The 20,638-nt window shown below is 41.4% G+C and carries 21 protein-coding genes and 4 tRNA genes; 16 read left to right on the forward strand and 9 right to left on the reverse strand.

All coding sequences use genetic code 11. From position 1 onward, the window contains the following. Window positions 1-18: 18 nt before the first annotated feature. The 14 genes from LS71_RS06795 to LS71_RS06860 all read left to right on the forward strand — a co-directional run bounded on the left by LS71_RS06795 (window position 19) and on the right by LS71_RS06860 (window position 11,372). A tRNA-Met gene (locus LS71_RS06795) sits at window positions 19-96 on the forward strand. Between the two features lie 111 nt (window positions 97-207). Then, window positions 208-284, forward strand: a tRNA-Arg gene (locus LS71_RS06800). Between the two features lie 53 nt (window positions 285-337). Beyond that, window positions 338-2,332 (forward strand): glycosyltransferase, encoded by a 1,995-nt coding sequence (locus LS71_RS06805; RefSeq protein WP_069723519.1) that lies wholly within the window; start codon window positions 338-340, stop codon window positions 2,330-2,332. Further along, window positions 2,333-3,250, forward strand: a complete 918-nt coding sequence (locus LS71_RS06810) for a hypothetical protein (RefSeq protein ID WP_034355941.1) — start codon at window positions 2,333-2,335, stop codon at window positions 3,248-3,250. Then, entirely contained in the window at window positions 3,250-3,612 is a 363-nt protein-coding gene (locus LS71_RS06815) for a sugar 3,4-ketoisomerase (protein ID WP_034355944.1), read from the forward strand. The genes LS71_RS06810 and LS71_RS06815 overlap by 1 nt, the downstream gene beginning before the upstream one ends. A 5-nt stretch (window positions 3,613-3,617) precedes the next feature. Beyond that, a complete protein-coding gene (locus tag LS71_RS06820; protein WP_034355976.1) occupies window positions 3,618-4,709 on the forward strand; it encodes a DegT/DnrJ/EryC1/StrS family aminotransferase in 1,092 nt (363 codons plus the stop codon). After that, window positions 4,706-5,581, forward strand: a complete 876-nt coding sequence (gene rfbA / locus LS71_RS06825) for a glucose-1-phosphate thymidylyltransferase RfbA (protein ID WP_034355947.1) — start codon at window positions 4,706-4,708, stop codon at window positions 5,579-5,581. The genes LS71_RS06820 and rfbA overlap by 4 nt, the downstream gene beginning before the upstream one ends. Beyond that, on the forward strand, window positions 5,578-6,561 hold the full coding sequence (gene rfbB / locus LS71_RS06830; RefSeq protein WP_034355950.1) for a dTDP-glucose 4,6-dehydratase: 984 nt from the start codon (window positions 5,578-5,580) through the stop codon (window positions 6,559-6,561). The genes rfbA and rfbB overlap by 4 nt, the downstream gene beginning before the upstream one ends. Before the next feature lie 17 nt (window positions 6,562-6,578). Next, entirely contained in the window at window positions 6,579-6,920 is a 342-nt protein-coding gene (locus LS71_RS06835; RefSeq protein WP_052058123.1) for a class I SAM-dependent methyltransferase, read from the forward strand. Between the two features lie 25 nt (window positions 6,921-6,945). After that, window positions 6,946-7,446, forward strand: a complete 501-nt coding sequence (locus LS71_RS06840; protein ID WP_238700372.1) for a methyltransferase type 11 — start codon at window positions 6,946-6,948, stop codon at window positions 7,444-7,446. A 66-nt stretch (window positions 7,447-7,512) separates the two neighbouring features. Then, entirely contained in the window at window positions 7,513-8,283 is a 771-nt protein-coding gene (locus LS71_RS09715; RefSeq protein WP_034355955.1) for a hypothetical protein, read from the forward strand. A 123-nt stretch (window positions 8,284-8,406) separates the two neighbouring features. Next, window positions 8,407-9,411, forward strand: a complete 1,005-nt coding sequence (locus LS71_RS06850) for a polysaccharide deacetylase family protein (protein WP_034355958.1) — start codon at window positions 8,407-8,409, stop codon at window positions 9,409-9,411. Window positions 9,412-9,535: 124 nt separating this feature from the next. Then, window positions 9,536-10,375 (forward strand): class I SAM-dependent methyltransferase, encoded by an 840-nt coding sequence (locus LS71_RS06855; RefSeq protein WP_238700373.1) that lies wholly within the window; start codon window positions 9,536-9,538, stop codon window positions 10,373-10,375. A gap of 46 nt (window positions 10,376-10,421) precedes the next feature. After that, window positions 10,422-11,372, forward strand: a complete 951-nt coding sequence (locus LS71_RS06860; RefSeq protein WP_081946287.1) for a class I SAM-dependent methyltransferase — start codon at window positions 10,422-10,424, stop codon at window positions 11,370-11,372. Window positions 11,373-11,535: 163 nt separating this feature from the next. On the opposite strand, the gene LS71_RS06865 is transcribed toward LS71_RS06860, so the two are convergent. Genes LS71_RS06865 through LS71_RS06875 form a run of 3 tightly spaced genes read right to left on the reverse strand, consistent with a single transcriptional unit; the run spans window position 11,536 to window position 14,185 of the window. Then, complete coding sequence (locus LS71_RS06865; protein ID WP_034355961.1) at window positions 11,536-12,015, reverse strand: phosphatidylglycerophosphatase A family protein; 480 nt, start codon at window positions 12,013-12,015, stop codon at window positions 11,536-11,538. Between the two features lies 1 nt (window position 12,016). After that, complete coding sequence (locus tag LS71_RS06870; protein ID WP_034355964.1) at window positions 12,017-12,922, reverse strand: response regulator; 906 nt, start codon at window positions 12,920-12,922, stop codon at window positions 12,017-12,019. Between the two features lie 30 nt (window positions 12,923-12,952). Beyond that, window positions 12,953-14,185: a bifunctional 2-C-methyl-D-erythritol 4-phosphate cytidylyltransferase/2-C-methyl-D-erythritol 2,4-cyclodiphosphate synthase gene (locus tag LS71_RS06875; protein WP_275050994.1), complete on the reverse strand. Its 1,233-nt coding sequence runs from the start codon at window positions 14,183-14,185 to the stop codon at window positions 12,953-12,955. 182 nt (window positions 14,186-14,367) lie between these two features. On the opposite strand from LS71_RS06875, the gene thiC reads away from it, so the two are divergent. Continuing rightward, on the forward strand, window positions 14,368-15,732 hold the full coding sequence (gene thiC, locus LS71_RS06880; RefSeq protein WP_034355967.1) for a phosphomethylpyrimidine synthase ThiC: 1,365 nt from the start codon (window positions 14,368-14,370) through the stop codon (window positions 15,730-15,732). A gap of 301 nt (window positions 15,733-16,033) precedes the next feature. Then, a complete protein-coding gene (locus tag LS71_RS06885) occupies window positions 16,034-16,333 on the forward strand; it encodes a YciI family protein (RefSeq protein WP_034355540.1) in 300 nt (99 codons plus the stop codon). A 1-nt stretch (window position 16,334) separates the two neighbouring features. Here the strand turns inward: LS71_RS06885 and LS71_RS06890 are convergent. The 6 genes from LS71_RS06890 to secF form a co-directional block, all read right to left on the reverse strand. Further along, window positions 16,335-16,411 (reverse strand) — tRNA-His (locus LS71_RS06890). An 8-nt stretch (window positions 16,412-16,419) separates the two neighbouring features. Continuing rightward, a tRNA-Pro gene (locus tag LS71_RS06895) sits at window positions 16,420-16,497 on the reverse strand. A 52-nt stretch (window positions 16,498-16,549) separates the two neighbouring features. Then, window positions 16,550-18,592, reverse strand: coding sequence for a hypothetical protein (locus tag LS71_RS06900; RefSeq protein ID WP_034355537.1), 2,043 nt, complete (start codon window positions 18,590-18,592; stop codon window positions 16,550-16,552). 19 nt (window positions 18,593-18,611) lie between these two features. Further along, window positions 18,612-19,298 (reverse strand): hypothetical protein, encoded by a 687-nt coding sequence (locus LS71_RS06905; RefSeq protein WP_034355533.1) that lies wholly within the window; start codon window positions 19,296-19,298, stop codon window positions 18,612-18,614. Window positions 19,299-19,308: 10 nt separating this feature from the next. Further along, entirely contained in the window at window positions 19,309-19,650 is a 342-nt protein-coding gene (locus LS71_RS06910) for a DUF6394 family protein (protein ID WP_034355530.1), read from the reverse strand. Between the two features lie 11 nt (window positions 19,651-19,661). Then, window positions 19,662-20,633 (reverse strand): protein translocase subunit SecF, encoded by a 972-nt coding sequence (gene secF / locus LS71_RS06915; RefSeq protein WP_034355527.1) that lies wholly within the window; start codon window positions 20,631-20,633, stop codon window positions 19,662-19,664. Window positions 20,634-20,638 lie beyond the last annotated feature (5 nt).

Raw genomic sequence — 20,638 nt, forward strand, 5'->3', positions numbered from 1 at the left:
ATCCTTTTTCATCATTAGCGCGGGATAGTAGCAGTCCGGTAGCTCGTTGGGCTCATAACCCAAAGGTCGGGGGTTCAAATCCCTCTCCCGCAACCAATTTTACAAAAAAGCTTTCTTGCAAATTACATTACAATGTGTTAGAATGCACGCTTTGCTTTTTATGGACCATAATATTAGGCTTACATTTCCTTAAATGGATTACTTTTTGCGCTCATAGCTCAGCTGGATAGAGCAACGGCCTTCTAAGCCGTAGGTCAGAGGTTCGAATCCTCTTGGGCGCGCCATAGCAATCATAAAACGCATAAATCACTTTTAAAGATTAAGGATTACGCACAATATGAGGATACTTCATCTTGTTACCCAAGATAATGGTGGCGCGGGCAGAGCGTGCGTGCGACTGCATAAAGCCCTGCTTGAAATAGGAGCAGATTCTATTATTCTCACGCAGCATAAAACGCTAGATTTGCCAAGCATACAACAATTTGCGCATACAAAATTACAAAAACTCCGCGTAAAGCTCCGCTCATTTCTCACCCAACTCCCCCTCATGCTCTATCCTAAGCGTGAAAAAGATATTTTCTCACCGCATTTTACCCTTTTTCCTCCGCGCAACAGGGCGCTTGTGCGACAAATCAACGCGCTAAAACCCGATGTAGTGCATTTGCACTGGATTGAAGGAGGATTTTTAAATGTAAAAGATTTAGCTTATATTCAAGCCCCGCTTTTGTGGAGCTTACACGACGCTAACCCCTATACAGGCGGCTGCCACTATGTGGCAGCCGCCTGTATAGGGGTTAGCGTCGCTTGTAAAAAATGCCCCTTACTTAAATCCCAATCCGCCTTTGACATTAGCTTTTTAACTTTCAAACATAAGGCAAAAGTCTATGCAAGGCTTAAACACCTTACCATTAATGGCTTATCGCGCTGGATTACGCAATGCGCTAAAGATTCTATGCTGCTAGGCTCAAAGCCTATTATCAATCTCCCAAATCCCATTGATACAAAGATTTTTTATCCTATCAATAAACACACCGCACGCGAGATTCTAAAGATTGAAAAAAAGACAAAATTTATTAGCTTTGGCGCGCTCAATGCTACTTCTACGCCAAGAAAAGGCTTTAGTGAGTTAAAATCTGCCCTGCAAATCCTCCCAGATTCTATAAAACAGCAATGCGAGCTACTTATTTTTGGCGCAAGTTGCGATGAGAGTGAAAATCCAAGCGATAATCTATGCGGGATAAAAACACGCTATTTGGGTGTTTTAAACGATGATATAAGCCTCGTGCTGCTCTATAGCGCAAGTGATGTGTTTGTAACGCCAAGCCACGCGGAGAGCTTTGGGCAAACTGCGCTTGAAGCGCTCGCCTGCGGCACGCCTGTGGTAAGCTTTGATACAAGCGGGCTTAAAGATATTGTGCTGCATAGGCAAAATGGCTATTTAGCAAAAATGCTCGATATAAAAGACTTAGCACGCGGGATAGAGTGGATTTTAAGCCTTAATAAAAGCGCGTATGAGACAATGGCGCAAAATGCGCGCCAAAGTGCGCAAAAGCGATTTAGCGCTTCTAGCATAGCTCACAAATATATGCATACTTATGCGCAATTAACTGGGGGGGGGGCAGTAGATAAATGGAGTGCTAAAGCGTTGCTTATAGCGATGTTGGCGCAGAAAAAAGAGCATTTTTATATAGGATTTGGGGCATTAGGCGGAGGCAGTGTCGCAAGAAAAGGCTTTAAGGAGCTAAAGGCTGCCTTGCAAAACTTATCAGATTCTATAAAAGAGCGCTGCACGCTGCTTGTGTGCGGTGGATATACAGAATCTATCGCCCACATAGAGACAAAAAATCTTGGCTTACTCCATGATGATACATCGCTCGCACTGGTGTATAATGCCTGTGATGTGTTTATTCAGCCCTCACTTGCAGAAAATCTAAGCAATGTGATTATGGAATCTTTAGCCTGCGGCACGCCTGTGGTTGCCTTTGATATAGGCGGTAATGCCGATATGATAAGCCATAAAGTAAATGGCTACCTCGCTCAAGCGCTCGATACAAAAGATTTAGCGCGCGGGATAGAGTGGATTTTAACCCACGCAGATTATAATATGCTCGCTAACAACGCGCGCCAAAGCGTTATGGATAAGTTCCAATCTTCACACATTGCTAAAAAATATTTACACACATACAGCACGCTTATAGAATCTAACGGGGGGGGGGTAGATACAAAACTTAAGCTAAATCCCGCATTCTCCACCACTCCCACACTTCCTATATTTATAATTTCTCCTATATCCGCACCCTGCGTGATAAACCACGCGCAAAAGGCGGCGTAAGTGTATTATTACTGCACGCTATTTAATCAAAACTACCTAACTCGCGGCATTGCGATGATAGAAAGCCTGCAAAAATATGCCAAAAATGCCACTATTTTCGTGCTAGCTTTTGATAAAACTACTTATGATGTGCTAGAAAGCTTGCAATTTCATCAAGTAAAAATAATTAGCTTGCAGGATTTTGAGGATACTGCCCTGCTTGCTATTAAGCCTACGCGCACGCTTGGGGAATACTGCTGGACTTGCACGCCCTCACTCATAGCCTATTGCATACATACTTTTAATCTCCCTCATTGCACTTATGTCGATGCTGATGTGTATTTTTTTGAAAATCCAAATGTGCTTATTGATGAAATGCAAACAGATTCTATACTGCTTACCAAACACAACTACACACCACAATACAATCAAGAAGCCACGAGCGGCATTTACTGCGTGCAGTTTATGACCTTTAAGGCTGATAGTTATGGGCTTAAAGCCCTCGTATGGTGGAGGGAGCAGTGCCTTAAGTGGTGCTATGCGTATTATGAAGATGGCAAGTTTGGTGACCAAAAATACCTTGATGATTGGGATACGCGCTTTGAAAAAGTGCATATAGTAAAGGAAATGCGCGCCGCGCTCGCACCTTGGAATATTCAGCAATTTTCTCATCTAAAGCCTATTTTTTATCATTTTCATAACCTTAGCTTCATTGGACAAACAAAAGTGGATTTAGGCAATTACACACTGCCAAAAGTAAGCATTGAGCGTATTTATAAGCCTTATTTGGCTCACCTTTTAAGCCTAAGGCGCACTTTTATGCCGCATAACTTTGATGGGCGCAAACATCTTAAATGGCATATTAAAACGCCCTTTACTCTGCTTAAAAGATACCTAAAAGGCATTTACAACATTTATCCGCTAAAAAGGCTGCTCTAATGGCACAGATTCTATATATTAAAACGCTGTGTGATGAGCGAGGGGATTTGAGCGTGATTGATGGCGAACTTGGCTTTGAGATTAAACGCGTATTTTATATCTATAATGTCAAAGCCCCGCGCGGCGGGCATGCGCACCATAAAACAAAACTAGCCCTTATCTGCCTAAATGGTAGCTGCGAAGTCAAAATCCACACGCTAGATTCTATCACCACCTATGTTTTAGATTCTCCGCGTATTTGCCTTATTTTAGAGCCTAGTGAATGGCATACAATGGAGCATTTCACGCCCCACGCCTTGCTCTTAGCCCTTGCGTCAGAGCCTTATAGCGCAAGTGATTACATTATGGAGAAACCACAATGAAAGACATTATTGAGTATGAAAATCTTGCCAAAAGTAATGCGATGTTTTATGATGAGTATTGCCACGCATTTCAAGCAGTGCTGCAAAGTGGGTGGTTTATACTAGGTAAAAGGCTGCAAGACTTTGAGGAAGCCTTTGCCAAAAGTGTAGGGAGCAAACACTGCATAGGGCTAGCCTCTGGGCTTGATGCGCTTTTTTTAGCCATAAAGGCGCTTAATTTGCCCAAAAATAGCGAAATCATCGTGCCTTCAAACACCTATATCGCCACTATTTTAGCTATTATTAATAATGGCTTAAAGCCCATTTTATGCGAGCCTAATACACATACCTACAATATAGAATCTGCACAGATTGAAAAACTTATCACACCGCACACAAAGGCGATTTTGCTTGTGCATCTCTATGGCAAGCCCTGCCATATGCCACAAATCATAGCCCTTGCCAAAAAGCATAATCTCTACATTATCGAGGATTGCGCACAGGCGCATGGAGCGATGTATGATAATCAAAAAGTAGGTAGCTTTGGCATTGGCTGCTTTAGCTTCTATCCTACTAAGAATCTAGGCGCGCTAGGCGATAGCGGGGCGATTACTACTAGCGATGATAATCTAGCGCAAACACTTAGAGCCTTACGCAATTATGGCTCACATCAAAAATATGTGAATGATTACATCGGCTATAACTCCCGCCTTGATGAAATTCAAGCCGCTATGCTCACTATTAAATTACAAAAGCTTGCCTTTATCACAGAGCATAAAAGAATGCTTGCCTCGCTCTACTTGCAGCATTTAGATGCTAAGGCTTTTATCCTGCCGCAGGTGGAGGAGGCATGCTTTGATGTGTATCATATCTTTAATATCCGCCACAAAAGGCGTGATGCGCTAAAAGCCTATCTGCTTGAGCAGGGCATTATGACAGACATTCACTACCCTATCCCACCGCATAAACAAAAAGCCATGCAGCCCTATCTTAGCGGAAATTACCCCATAAGCGAGGAAATCCACGCCACTACGCTAAGCCTGCCTATCGCGCTTTTTCACACGCAAAAAGATATTTTACGCGTGATAGATTCTATAAATGCATGGAGTGGCAAATGAAAGGCATTATTTTAGCAGGTGGCTCTGGCACAAGGCTCTATCCGCTCACAAAAAGCATTGTCAAGCAGCTTTTGCCTATTTATGATAAACCTATGATTTACTATCCGCTTTCAATCCTTATGCTAGCCTCCATTAGAGAGATTCTCATCATCTCCACGCCAAAGGATTTAGCGCGCTTTCAAGATATTTTTAAAGACGGCTCGCATTTGGGATTATCTATCAGTTATGCTATTCAAGAGCAGCCAAATGGGCTAGCGGAGAGCTTTATAATCGGCAGGGAGTTTGTAGGCAAAGATGATGTGTGCTTAGTTTTAGGCGATAATCTCATTTATGGCGAGGGGCTTGTGCAGATTCTCAATAAAAGCGTAAAAATTGTGCAAAAATCGCGCAATGCGGTAGTTTTTGGATACTATGTCTCAAATCCTAAAGATTATGGCGTGATTGAGTTTAATGATAAAATGCAAGCCATTTCTTTAGAGGAAAAGCCCGCATATCCAAAAAGCCATTATGCAGTCATTGGCTTATATTTTTACCCCAATGATGTGCTGCAAAAAGCCGCACTTATTCGCCCTTCAATGCGCGGGGAGCTTGAGATTACCTCCATTAATGAACTCTATTTGCAAGATGCTAAGCTAAGCGTTGAGATTCTAGGCAGGGGCTATGCGTGGCTAGATACAGGCACACATGAGCATTTGCTTGAGGCTGGAAAATTTATAGAGATTATAGAAAAGCGCGTGGGGTTAAAGATTGCCTGTATTGAGGAAATTGCCTACAAAATGGGCTTTATTAGCAAAGAGCAGTTGCGCGCATTAGGAGAATCTATGGCTAAAAATCAATATGGGCAGTATCTCTTAAAGGTGGCTGCGTTATGAAACATATCTTAATCACAGGTGGGGCGGGATTTATCGGTAGTAATTTTATTAATTATTTTGCAAAAAAATACCCAAACTATCATCTTTTTAATCTTGATGTGCTTAATTATGCGAGCAATTTAGCCTATGTGGAGAATCTACCAAATCATACTTTTATCCATGGCGATATTTGCAATCGTGCTTTGGTGGAGGAAATTTTTACCACGCACAACATAGATTCTATCATACACTTTGCCGCTCAAAGCCATGTGGATAACTCTATCCAAACGCCACAAGATTTTATCACCACCAATATACAAGGCACTTTTGTGCTGCTTGATGTAGCATACAGGGCGTGGGGAGCTAATAATGGCGTGTTTTTGCATATTAGCACTGATGAAGTCTTTGGCACTTTGGGCAAAAATGGCTCATTTAGTGAATCTAGCCCCTATGCGCCAAACTCCCCCTACTCCGCCTCAAAGGCTGCTAGCGATATGCTTGTGAGAAGCTATCATCACACTTATGGGCTAAATACCTTTATCACTAATTGTTCAAATAATTATGGACCAAATCAACATGATGAAAAGCTTATCCCCACTATCATTAGAAATGCCCTCAAAGGCGAGCCTATACCCATTTATGGCGATGGCTCAAATGTGCGCGATTGGCTCTTTGTGCTGGAGCATTGCTATGGGCTTGATAAAGTCTTTCACTCTACTTATTTTGGAGAAAGCTTTAATATAGGCGGGCATAATGAATGCTCAAACCTTAAGCTAGCACATAGAATCTGCGCTATGCTTGATAGATTAAAACCGCTCAAAAATGGCTCTTACAGCCAACAAATCACTTTTGTCAAAGACAGATTAGGGCATGATAAACGCTATGCCATTAATGCTAATAAAATTGCTGCTAAACTTGCTTGGAAGCCTACAATGCCTTTTAGCGAGGGCTTAGCAATCACCATAAATTGGTATCTTAAAAAATATGCTACAATCTTATAAAATCCTAAGGAGCAAATATGAATATGCTAAATTTTGGCTGTGGGGCTAGATTTCATAAGGATTGGGTAAATATCGACTTTAGCCCCATTGATAATCGCGTGCAGAAAGTCAATCTGCTTGGGCGACTGCCTTTTAGTGATAATAGCTTTAATGTGGCGTATAGCAGCCATTTTTTAGAGCATATCACGCCTAAAAAAGCCTATGAGGTGCTAGGCGAGATTAAGCGTGTTTTAAAGCCAAATGGCGTGCTGCGCATTGTTGTGCCTGATTTAGAAAATATGGCAAAGGCATATTTAAGCGCACTTCAAAGTGTAGATTCTATAGAATCTAACGGGGGGGGGGGCAATACACGATTATGAGGGTAAAAATGCAGAAAATATATTTTTGTATGATTGGATAATGCTTGAAATCTTTGACCAAATGGTAAGAATGCAAAGCGGAGGGGAAATGCAAAGATGCTTTGATTTAGTGCAAGAGACGCAAAATAAAGCCTTTAATGAGATTATTAAGCACCGCGTGGGCGAGGATTTACTCACGCCCCACCCTCACACACAGGCTAAAATCCCACTGCGCGCAAAACTTACGCTTGATAAAATTATAAATAAATGCTTAAATCTCTACCTAAAAGCCCTGCGCCTGTGCGTGCCAAAGAGTTTAAGAGATGAGATTTTTATCAGCACAAGCATTGGCGAGCGGCACAAATGGAGTTATGATAGATTTTCTCTCGCGCGCTTACTGCATAAAAGCGGCTTTACACATATCACACAGCAAGACTACGCACAATCGCAAATCCCGCACTTTAATACATATTTACTTGATATAAATGCCGATAATACCCCATACAAAGGCGTATCAAGCCTCTATGTGGAATGTATAAAGCCTTAAATACACATCTACTTTTAGCTTAAATATCTTATAATGCGCCTTCAAATTTTACCCTGAAGGAAAACTATGTCTGTAACATCTCTGCTTAAAGTCCCACTTAGGGCTGTGCGTGGCTTTTGGCTTGCATGCAAAAAGATTTATACACGCACGCTGCACCGCCCAAATTGGCACAATCTCCGCTCTTTGAAGCCCATATCAAGCGTATTTGGCTTTGATAGAGGCACGCCTATTGATAGAATCTATACTGATGATTTTTTAAGCAAAAATGCACATTTTATCCGCGGCAGAGTGTGTGAAATCGCTGAAAATACCTATACCAAAGCCTTTGGCACAAATGTAGAGCAAAGCGAGATTTTCCACTTTAACCACGATAACCCTCAAGCGAGCATTGTGGGTGATTTGACGCAGGTAGATTCTCTGCCGCATGGGATTTTAGACTGCTTTATCTGCACAGTTACGCTTAATTTTATTTATGATTACAAAGCCGCTATAAGAGGTATTTACGCTATGCTTAAAAGCCCTTCACAAGCCCAAACATCAGCGCAAGCAGATACACTGCCTAGCGTGGCACTTGTGAGCGTAGCAGCCCTTGTGCAGATTTCGCAATATGATTATGAGCGTTGGGGGGATTTCTGGCGATTTACGGATATGGGGATTAAGAGGGACTTTGAGGAGGTCTTTGGCAAGGGCAATGTAGAGGTGGTGAGCTATGGCAATGTGCTAGCTGCCACAGCCGAACTGCAGGGCATAGCCGCGCAGGAGCTTACCCACACAGAGCTTTTTACACACGATGCACGCTATCCTGTGCTTATTTGCCTTGTGGCTAAAAAATGCTAGAATACGCCGCATTATAGAATCTAGCAAAGGCAGCTTAGATGGCAACAGCGTGGAAATGATAGTCTTGCTAGATTCTATAAAATTACAAAAAAATGCAAGCAAAATCCAAAATTTAAGGAATATATGAAATCATTTATCCATAAAGCCATTCATAACCTCTCGCAATATGCGTGTGTGCAGGGATTATATAAGGGCAAGGGCGTTATTCTTATGCTGCATCGCATAGCACCCTTTGAGCATAGGCTCGCTCCTAATGAAAATATGAAAGTCTCGCCTGTATTTTTAGAATCTTTTATCCTGCAAGCAAAGGCGCAGGGCTACACTTTTATAAGCATTGATGAAGTGTATAGAGGGCTATGCGAGCAGCGATTAGTAGATAAGTTTATCTGCATAACTATTGATGATGGCTATAAGGATAATCTCACCTATGGCTATCCTATTTTTAGTAAGCATAATGTGCCTTTTTGCATATATGTCTGCACTTCATTCCCGCAAGGGACGCATAATATGTGGTGGTTTGGCTTGGAGGATTATTTACTAAAAGAAAATGCCATAAACATTAATGGCAACATGTGGGATATTTCAAGTATAGAATCTAAAGAAGCCGCTTTTATGGCGCTGCGCGAAATTATCATTCAAAAAGTATCAAGCTATGAGGATTGCGCAGAAACTATGCAAAGTCTTGGCATAGCCTATAATCCACGCGATTATGATAATCTCACGCTTACTTGGGAGGATATAGATTTTTTATCTACAGCTAACGGGGGGGGGGGTATAGATAGAATCTGCACTATTGGCTGCCACACGCATTCGCACCCTATTTTTAATAACCTTTCACACAAGCAAGTTACAGCAGATATACAAAAGGCAAATGCCCTTTTTAAGGCACATTTGGGCGAAATTCCTAAGCATTTTGCCTATCCTTTTGGCGGGAGAATTGAAGTAGATTCTTCATATTTTCCCCTTATGGCAACACTTGGCTTTAAAACGGCTACAACCACGCGACATGGGTGCATTTACCCCTCGCATAAAGCACATTTGCACGCCCTGCCGCGCGTATTTTTTAGCCAACATTTCAATATAGAATCTGCGTATAAAATCCGTAAAAAGCGTGTGGTTACAAGCTAGCCTTAATATCAGTTTTAAGCTATCTTGCTTTATGATAAAATGCTAGCGCGCAAATTTTAAGATAGAATCTGCCCCAAAAGCACAAAGGACGCATACAAACACACTTTATATACAAGGAGTAATCATGCAAATTGATTTAGAAAACAAAGGCTTAACCCCCAAAGAAAAGCAAGAGCTTACCCTCCTCTTAGATTCTGTAAATCCGCGAATCACTGATGATTTGGAGCAGATTTGGTATTTGATAGACAAAGCGTGGAATGACATGGGCTGTGATAATAAAGAGCTTGATTGGGAAAAGATTGGCTTATTTTATGCCCACCCTGTGTGGCTTTTAAATGGGCTTTTCATCGAGCAGCACGCGCTATCTATGCACATACGCGATAGTATCGCGCACTACATTGCTACGCACATTGTGGGGGATAGAAAGCTTAGAATCTGCGATTATGGCGGGGGATTTGGCACGCTATCACGCGAAATTGCAAGGCTCTGCCCGCAGGCGCATATTGATATTTATGAGCCATTTCCTAGCCAATATGGAAAGGCGTGTATAGCGGCATTTAGCAATATTACTTTTGTGGATAAGTTACAAAATGAGACTTATGATTGCCTTGTATGCACTGATGTGTTAGAGCATGTTGATGATGTGATAGGCTGCTTTAAAGGTATGCTAGATTCTGTAAAAGTGGGCTCTAGCGTGCTTATTGGCAATTGTTTTTATCCTGTGATTGCCTGCCACTTGCCAAAGCACTTTCACTTCCGCTATACTTTTAAGCTTATTGCCAAAACTATGGGACTTAAGTTTGAAGGCGTGGTGAGCGGGGCGAGCTATGTGGAAATTTATACCAAGGTAAAACCCACTCGTGTGAGCTTTATAACGAAATTAACGGGGGGGGGGGAGCAAGTGTTTATATGCCCTCATTTGCATTGTGAAACCTATTGTAAAGCCCATTTTGAAGCCGCTTAAACAATGGCTCAAAGTTTTAGTGAAAAAAATATAAAAAGGAGCAGAAATGACAGCATGTATTTTATGCAAAAGTGATAAAACTACCATCACTCAAGTGGTCGATAAAGCCGATATTTGCGCACTTTATGCGCGCGCGTTTCAAATGGATATTTCTCATCTCATTAAAAGCGATTTGCTCTATCATCATTGCCCAGATTGCGATTTGCGCTTTTTTGTGTGCGAAGATGGCAGCATTCCCACAGGAGATAATGACTTTTACAATACGCTAAATAGCCTTGATTGGTATTATTTTGCCCAAAAGCATGAATATCATTATGCTAAAAAATTTATCCATTCAGAATCTAGAGTGCTTGAAGTGGGCTGCGGCAAGGCAGCATTTGCACATTTTCTGCCACAAAAGGCGCGGGAGCAGTATGTGGGATTAGAATTTAGCACGCAAGCAAAGCAAATGGCGGCAAAAGATGGCATTTATATTGAAAATATCGCTGTTGAGGAATACGCCAAGACCCACGCGCAAAGCTTTGATGTAACCTGCAGTTTTCAAGTATTAGAACATGTGAGTAATCCGCATGATTTTTTGCAAGCCCAAATTGAGTGCTTAAAAAGCGGTATTTTAACGGGGGGGGGGCAGAATGAAACTTCTTTGCTTATCATTGCCGTGCCTTGTGAAAATAGCTTTATCCAATATTGCGTCAATGGTATCCTCAATATGCCTCCGCACCACATCTCACGCTTTAGCGACACCACGCTACACAAAATAGCTGATATTTTTAATCTTAAGTTATTAGAAATCCACCACGAGCAAGTCCAGCCCGAACATATTGAATTTTATAAATATACAATGTGGGCAAAGCTCTTTCTCCCCACGCCGCTTGTAGATAGGGGCATAGCGCGCAAAGTGATTAATAAACTAGGCAAAATTGGCAAGCATTTCATAAAAATCCCGCCAAATGCCTATGGGCATACGATGATTGGCATCTACGCGCTTAAGGCTTAAAAGCGCGCATTTTTGTGATAACACCCCAGTCCACAGACGCGAGCATTTATAGAATCCATGCATTTTTGCTTTTCTAACACTTTTTGATTTTCACTTTGCTAGATTCTGTAATTTTATAGAATCTAAAAGCCTTGCGAAAAAAGAAATTAGAAAACTACAGAATCTACACAAACCTCAAAGCATAATGATAGCCTTGCACGATGAGTAATCCTGTAATGCCTGCAAGTGCGCCAGCGAGCGCATCATCGCCCACCACGCCCAAACCTCCTTTGACCTCCCTATCAATCCTGCCGATAAAAGAGGGCTTATACACATCAAAGATTCTAAATAAAATAAACGCTAGCCCAATTTCGAGTGCGCCAAAGCCCACAATACTCATAGCTAGCCACATTCCCACTAACTCATCAATGACTATGCTTTTATCATCATGGGTTTGCGTGCGCTGCTCATAGAGATTAATCTGCTTAATGGCTACAAGCGCGATAAACACGCCTAGCAAAAAAAGTGTTTCTTGTGAAAAATACACAATGGGCGCGCCTATTATCGCTGCTAGCGCACTGCCTGCTGTGCCGGGCGCCTTAGGCGAATAGCCACTATAAAAAAGACTAAGGAATAAATCTTTAATTAATTGTGCTTTGCGCATATTATGCTTGTGGAATGGTCTTATTTTTACGAATAATGCCATATTTTTTGCGCTTCTCCCACAGACTTTTGCGGCTCATACCAAGCTTTTTAGCTAGCTCGATGTCTGGATAGCGACTCTCATATTTAGTGATAATAATTTTTTCATACTCTTTCACAGATAGAATCTCCCCGCTTAGCTCTACGCTATTGCTTTGACAAGAAATATCAATCACCTGTGGGAAAGCAATTTTTTCATTCAATACCACAGAAATAATCACCTGATGCTTTAGTGCGGCTTCAAGGAAGTCCTTCCTATCGCTTTTTTTAAGCTCCTCAAGATTAGTGATGTAATAAATTTCATTTTTCTTTGGGGGAATTCTAAAAATACTCTTCCAAGTCTCTTCTTTGAGGGAGTAGAATTGAAAGCGTATGCGCTTCTCGCGTGCATAGCGCATAGCGTAAATATCCGCGCTGCGCTGGGTATTAGTCTTAATCACAAAAGGTGGATTATACAAAAATGGCTCTGGTGTGCCTAACTCACGCTCAATAAAGCTAAAATAGCTCCTATAAAATTTAATTTCCTCATTAATTTCGCAGCAAGTTTTGTAATGCGTGATTTTGCGTATAAGCTCATCAACAATAAAGGGCTTCACAATATAATCTGTAACGCCATTGCGCAGGGGCTTAATCACTGTATCATCGCTAATGTAGGCAATCATTAAAATAATAATTGCTTGTGGATAGGCTTTGCTTAATTCGATATAGCCCTCATTAATCGTGCCAAATGAGGCAAGAATCACATCATAATTATCTTTTTGCACATCTTTGAGTGAATGCGCAATCACGCATTCCAAGCGAGAATCACTTAATTTATTAGCAATACTCTGCGCCAAATAAATTTCATTTTCAATAATTAAGACTTTCATATCTGCTCCTTCTTGCTGCAATCATTCATTTTAGCCTCCTTGCGCGCTATTTTGAGACAATGCACTTTTTTGATATAGCTCACTCTTTTGACGCCACTCACTATTTTGGCACATTTTGCGCCAATCAATAAAGCCCATACTCACGCACGCCTCCACGCACACGCCCTCTTTACGCCCAACGAAGCCTAGAGATTCTGTCGTGGTGGCTTTGATATTCACCTGCGATAGAGGAATGCGCAAAATATGGGCTATACACTCGCGCATAGCCCTTTTATAGGGCGTAATTTTAGGTGTTTGCGCCATAATAGTAATATCTGCATTATACAGCTCATAGCCCACACTTTGCGCAAAAGCGTAGATTCTATCAAGCAGTATTTTAGAATCTGCATTATGATAGGCTGCATCTGTGTCAGGAAACCACTCGCCTATATCGCCCCCGCCCATAGCGCCTAAAATCGCATCACTTAGCGCGTGCAGCACGACATCACCATCGCTATGGGCTTTAAACCCAAAGCTAGATTCTATCTTTACACCCCCAAGATACATATCTTTGCCCACTTCAAAAGAATGTATATCTATCCCATGCCCTACAAAGGTGCGTTTAGCAGGTGGGCTCAAAAGAGGCAAATGCCAATTTACATCTTGCGTGAATGTGAGTTTATTTAAAAGCTCACTGCCCTGCACAAAGCCTACATTTCCGCCAAATGCGTGTATAGCCGAACTCTCATCACTAAAATCATATGTATTTTGCAAAGCTTGCCTAAGAATCTGCGTCCTACTAAGCTGGGGCGTTTGGATAAGTTTAATGGCTTCTCGCTTAAGATATGCACCCTCATAAAAGGTCGTATCTGCGACATTCATATATGGCACGACACATGCCACATTTTCACTTAACGCCCCAAACATAGCGCGTATGACAGATTCTATACTATTCCACCTTGCTACATCGCTTACAAGCACAAGCGGCGTATCGACATACTCTAGGGCATTACGCAAAGATTTAGCGCGTGTATCACCGCCCTGCACGACTTTATAGGGGCTTATAGATTGCATATAGGATAAATCTGTTTTTGAAGCAGTAATAAGCACTTTTTTGAAAGCAAAATGTTTTAAAATATTATTTGTCGCCACAAGCCATAGCGGCTCTTCACCTATGCGTAGCCATTGTTTTTTATAAGAATGCCCAGCACAAAACCTTGTAGAATCCCCAGCTGCCATCATAATGAGCGAAACATCATCTAAGAGCAAATTTTTATCTTGCAAATTTCTATCCTGTGAGAGTGCGTATCAAATTTTGCGCCTATTCTATCACTAAAAAACAAAAAATAAACTAAAAATTGTTACTTAAATACTCAATATATTTAACCTTTTTTTAAATAAACGGGGTATATTGGACAAGTTTGGATAGCGTAAGCATTGAATCTGCACACAATAAAGGATATATAATGAGAACACATTGGCTTAAAGAGCGGGCAAATGACAAGATTCGCACACAATTGCATTATGCAAAAAAAGGCATTATCACGCAGGAAATGGCGTATGTGGCTAATATTGAGAGCCTAAGCCCAGAGCTTATACGCCAAGAAGTGGCGCGCGGGAGGCTTATTATCCCTGCAAATATTCATCACACCAACTTAGAACCTATGGGCATTGGCGTGGCTACGCGCACAAAAATTAATTCAAACATCGGTAGCTCCTCGCTTGCAAGCTCTATTGATGAAGAAGTAGAAAAAGTTCAAGTCTCTATCAAATATGGCGCGGACACGATTATGGATTTAAGCACGGGCGGAGATTTAGATGAAATACGCACCGCTGTGATTAGGGCTTCAAGCGTGCCTATTGGCACTGTGCCTATGTATCAGATTCTATATGATGTAAAAAATGATGTCTTAAAGCTTGATATTGACACTATGCTTGCTGTGTTGCGCAAGCAGGCTAAGCAAGGGGTGAGCTATTTTACTATCCATTGTGGCTTTTTGCTCGCCCATATGCCTTTTGTAGCCAAGCGCAAAATGGGTATTGTCTCGCGTGGGGGCAGCCTTATGGCAAGCTGGATGATGCACTATCATAAAGAAAATCCATTTTATGAATATTTTGATGAGATTCTAAAAATATGTCAAGAATATGATGTGTCTTTAAGTTTGGGAGATTCTTTGCGTCCGGGCTGTTTGGCAGATGCGAGCGATGAGGCGCAGTTTGCGGAATTAAAAGTTTTGGGCGAGTTAGCTCAAAGAGCCTTTGAAGCAGATGTGCAGGTGATGATAGAAGGACCCGGGCATGTGCCGCTTAATCAAATTGAACGCAATGTGCAGTTGCAAAAACAATACTGCAATGAAGCGCCCTTTTATGTGCTAGGACCGCTTGTTACGGATATTGCGGCGGGATATGACCATATCGCAAGTGCCATAGGTGCATGTGTGGCGGCGTGGAAAGGTGTGGCAATGCTCTGCTATGTAACGCCAAAGGAGCATTTGGGATTGCCAAATGCAAAAGATGTGCGAGAGGGTATTTTGGCTTATAAAATTGCGGCGCATGCGGCTGATATTGCACGTGGGCGCGTGGGTGCGCGCGATAGAGATGATGAGATGAGCGATGCGAGGTATGCATTTGACTGGAATAGGCAATTTGAGCTAGCGCTCGACCCTGATAGGGCGCGCGAATACCACGATGAAGCGCTGCCACAAGAAGTGTTTAAAGATGCGGAGTTCTGCTCTATGTGCGGACCAAAGTTTTGCAGCTATAAAATTTCACAAGATATTTTTAAAGCTCACGCGCCCCAAAATACAGAATCTAAGCCAGCTTTAGCCTAGTGCTTAGATAGATTCTATAATTTCCCACGCTGTTGCTTTTTTATAAAAAGCCGCGTGGTCTTGCCCAAATGAGCAAAGCTCATCTGTGCGCCTAAAGTATAAAGTTATAGCTTAAGCTTTAGCTAATCTATCAACTTGGTCTTTAAGGTTAGATTCTATAATTTCCACGCTGTTGCTTTTTGCGTGGTCTTACAATTTCGCGCCAAAGCCGCGCATTTGTGCCTAAAGTTATAAGGCTAGATTCTATAAATTAAGCAAAGTATAGAATCTAGCATGTGTTTAATCTAACAAAGGAGTGAAAATGAAAGCATTATTTGTGTGCCTTGTGCATTATACAAAGCCTTACGAAGAAGTGCAAACTAAACTTCAAGAGCATAGAGAATACCTCAAAAAAGGCTATGAAAAAGGGATTTTGCTCGCCTCTGGTCCTAGGATTCCAAAAGATGGGGGGATTATTATTGGCGCATTTGAGGATAAAGACGCCGCATTTGACTTTTCTTGCGGCGACCCTTTTGTGCAGCACAATCTCGCAAAATATGAGATTCTCACTTTTGAGCCTGTGTTACACGCAGAAATGTTGAATGATTTTTTAAGTGAGTAAGTGGGGTGGGTGATGGGGTTCGAACCCACGACCCTCAGAGCCACAACCTGATGCTCTAACCAGCTGAGCTACACCCACCGCAAAAATGGTCGGGGCGAAAGGATTCGAACCTTCGACCCCTTGGTCCCAAACCAAGTGCGCTAACCAGACTGCGCTACACCCCGACTAAGCAAAAGGCGTTATTATAATATAAGAGTGCGCTTTTGTCAAGAATGCTCACTCACAGGGCTTTGGTTGCGATTTTGATATGAGTATTTGAGCATCTTGCGGGGATAGACGCGTATTAAGATAGCTTTTCATATCGGGAAAAAATGCAAGCAAAATAGACAAAATATCCCCCGTATCTTGCGCGCGTATTAAGGCTTGCAAGGCATTTTCATCATTATGAAACATAAATTTATTTAAGTTTAAATCTGCTTCTTTTAAGCGAAAATATATATTCCCATTAGCCACGCGCTCTAGCGTGAGTGAGGGCAAAATATGCGAGAGGATAAAGCCATTTTCTTTACTCAAATAAAGATTTTCGCCGCAAATCTTTTGCCTTTCTCTCAAAAGGCTTAATGCCTCATCGCTCACTAATTCTTGCACAAAGCATCTTTTATTAGTCGCGCCCACCAGCAAGAAGTTATCAAAATCAATGAGATGTTTTTTAAGATTATCAGGCAGATTCTCAATATTTAGCACTTCATCAAGCCTAATTTTAAACATTTCAGGCGCTACACCCTTAAAGCCCTGCGCCTTATAGGCTTGATAAGCTAGAGATAAAAGAAAATCAACCTCAAGTGGGCTTAGGCATAATTCCCCCTCCATATTCACCTCTTGCGTGAGTAACATATCAATTTGCTGCATTTCTTGAGGGGAGAGATTAAGCAGCACTTTAATGTAGCCTGGCTCATCTTTGGGCTTGCTCTCTGCTAGATTAATGCGCGAAAATATCGCTCTATCAGTTTGCTCTAGGATAGTGAGCGCATCATTATATAAATCCATATCGTTAGGCGCAATCATATCGCTGTACTGGGATAATTCAGCCTTAATAAGACGCAATAACTCATCAAAATATTCTTGATTTTGAGCCGTATTTGATAAGATATACGCCCCAAGAAAAAGTGAGGCGATATAGTTTTGAAAAGTGGATTGCTCAAAGCGGTGCTGCGTGATTTGATAAAATTTAAAATCTTTTTGCAAAAAATCAAGTGCTAAGGGGAGATTGGCAATAAGATTATCATTAAGCAAAGCAAGGCTTAAATAATCAAGCCCATAGAGGTAATTTGCCACTATCTGGCTATCATAAATATTTTTTAGCGGATTATGGGATATTTGGATAATCTCTTGAGCTGTTGGGTTATTAAAATCTTTTGTTTTTGAAAGTTCATAAGCATTTTTTGCACGCTCAATATGCAAATACCTATCTACATTTTTTTCTAAAGATATATCAACTTGCTGCAAATACGCAAGGAGTTTATTGAAAATTCTATCCATAGGGGCTTGCTCTTTTAATGCCTCTTGATTAAGCAGCACAAAAGTTCTGTCATATAGCTCATAATGCTCCTTTGGCAAAAAGTCCTTATACCTTGCCAAATCTGCCTCCAGTGCCGTGCGCAAATCTCGGCTAGCCAAATGCTCTTGCGTATTTTGCTGCATAGAATCTAAGTGATAAAGGGCAAAAAGTATTAAAAGGCGCATTTGTATGTGAGATTCTATAACTGCATTAAGCTCGCCTGTGCCTTTAGCGCTCTCATATTGCTGATTAAGGAGGGCATCAATATAGCTTGTGTCGCCATTATTGTAGTTAAGAAATAAAAGGCTCAAATAAATTTTAAGCATATTATCAAGCTTTGCAAGCGTTGAGAGCTGCATATAAGGCTTAGCAGAGGCGCAGAGCATTTCCCATTCTTTAGCTAAAGCAAAGGCTTTTTCAAGTGTCGCACCTTGAATGGTGTGGGTTTTATTCTCCCTATAAGCTTGTGCAAACATTTGTGAAATCTCATAGGTTTTATACATAACTGGCGCAAATTCATCATCTTTTGGCATCTTGCGCACTTCTTTTGGCAATAATGTATTGATTTTTGCTTCTATATTAGATTCATAAGTCATATAGGCGACTATTTTGTCCATCAAACCTTCAAGGTTCTCATCGCCTGTAAGAGATAGGCTTATAGGTGGTGCTTCTACTGGCTGCTCTATGTCTTTAGTATCGCTACAGGATAGAAAGAGAGTGCTTAAAAGGACATAACACAGCAGTAAATAGCATTTATTCATATAAATCCTTTTTTAGATTCTATTTTCTGAGCTGCAAAGTAAAAGTATGCTCATCATACCCAACTTTTACTCTTAGCTCTAGTGTGCCTGCCTGGAGTTTTGAGGGAGCATAGAGTATAAAGCCACCGCGAGGCGCGCCATTTGGCTCAAGGGTATTTTTCTGCATAGCACTTGAGACAATAATTGCCCTTTTTGCCCTCTGCTCATCAAGCCTAATTTGCTGCTGCATTCGCTCACGCGCGGAAATAATAAACATTTGAGGATACATATAAAATCCTCCCATATAGCCACCATACACAAAAGGTATACCTAAAGTATAAGGCTCGATATTGGGCTGTGGCGGTATGTAGAGATGATAAGATTCTATAATATACCCATAATCAAAGCTCTCCGTCTTTAGCTCATCTTGATGAAGTGGGGGAATGAGCTTACCATTTTGATACAACTGCACGTAAGATGTGTCAAAAATCACTGCTTCTTTTGAAAGATTGCGCGCGGAGATAAAAAGTGCTAGAGGAATGATATTTGAGCTGCCCACACGACTTTGCCCCACTTCTAGGCGCACTTTGCTTTGAGGCTTGCTAGAATCTACTATCTGCACGCCCTCATGATAGAGGCTCACTTGCCCCACTTCAAGCTTATATGTAGCGCACCCGCTCCACCATATAGCCACAAAACACGCAAGTAATATGTGATAAGTCCTCATACTCTATCCTTTAATAATCGCTCTCCTTTGCCTTTGCCCCTCCAATGCAAAGCAATATCATGGAGAAAAGATTAGCCACCACCGCGCCTAAAACCAATGCAGTAGCGATTTCAATATCACCAAAAACCTGCAAAAAAACAAAAGCAGGGATAAGGTGAAAGTCCGCTACAAGCGAGCTTGCAAAAAGTTCAGCAGAGAGGTTGTTTTTCACCCCTATGCGCAAAGTGGTAGCAATAAAATTAATCGCTGTGGCAATAAAAAGTATAACGATATTGCTCTCATACAAAAAGCCAAGCGTAAAGGTAAGGCTCATCAAGCTAAAAAATACAAAAAAGACTTTACCCCAATCCATTTTTACTCCTTTTAGAGGCGACCTTGCTCATACATGGCGCGCAAACGCTTTTTCTCCTCTTGTTTTTTGAGCTTATTAGTTTCCTTTTGATAATACTCTTCAAGGTTAAAGCCAAAGATGAGTGCAACTCTTGGGGCGACAAACATTGAGCTAAAAGTAGCCACCACAACGCCCACAAGCATAGGGAGTGAGAATCCAACAATGATTTCACCTCCAAAAATATATAAGGTAAGCACCACAAAAAATACAGTCAAAGATGTGAGCAATGTCCTTGAAAGCGTGCAAGATACGGCTTCATTAATCACATATTTCATATCTTTTTGGCGCTTTATCATCATTTGCTCGCGGATTCTATCAAAAATAATAATCGTATCATTGATAGAATAGCCAATGATAGTAAGCAATGCCGCTAGCACATCAAGATTAAAATCCACACCCGCAAGTATCACAGCCCCAGATGCAATAATCACATCATGCACAAGGGCAAAAATCCCAGCGAGTGAGAATCTCCACTCATAGCGAAAAGAAATATAAATCATCATCGCCACAACCGCTAACACAAGCGAAATGATGCCATTTTTCTTTAGTTCATCTCCTACTTTTGGTCCTACAGAATCTAGCCTGCGCACCTCAAATGCACCGCTTGGCTCTAAAAGCATTGTAATATCAGCAGCTAGATTCTCATTTACGCCTGTCGTAGTGTAGGGGATTTTTAAAAGCACTTCCTCTTTAGAGCCAAACTCGCTTACTTGAGAGTTTTTAAAGCGCTCATCTTGCGCGAGTAACTCTCTAATTTGCGCAAGTGATGGACTTTGCGTATATTGCAGCTGCATAATAGTGCCGCCTGCAAAGTCAATACCCAAATTAAAGCCCTTAACAAACAAAAGCCCAAAAGAAGCAATGATTAAAAGAATGGATAAAGCAAGCCCATAGGAGCTATATTTCACAAAATCATAAATTTTAACTTTCTTAAAAATTTCCATATCTA

This window comes from Helicobacter jaachi (genome assembly GCF_000763135.2).
GTDB classification, from domain to species: Bacteria; Campylobacterota; Campylobacteria; order Campylobacterales; family Helicobacteraceae; genus Helicobacter_C; species Helicobacter_C jaachi.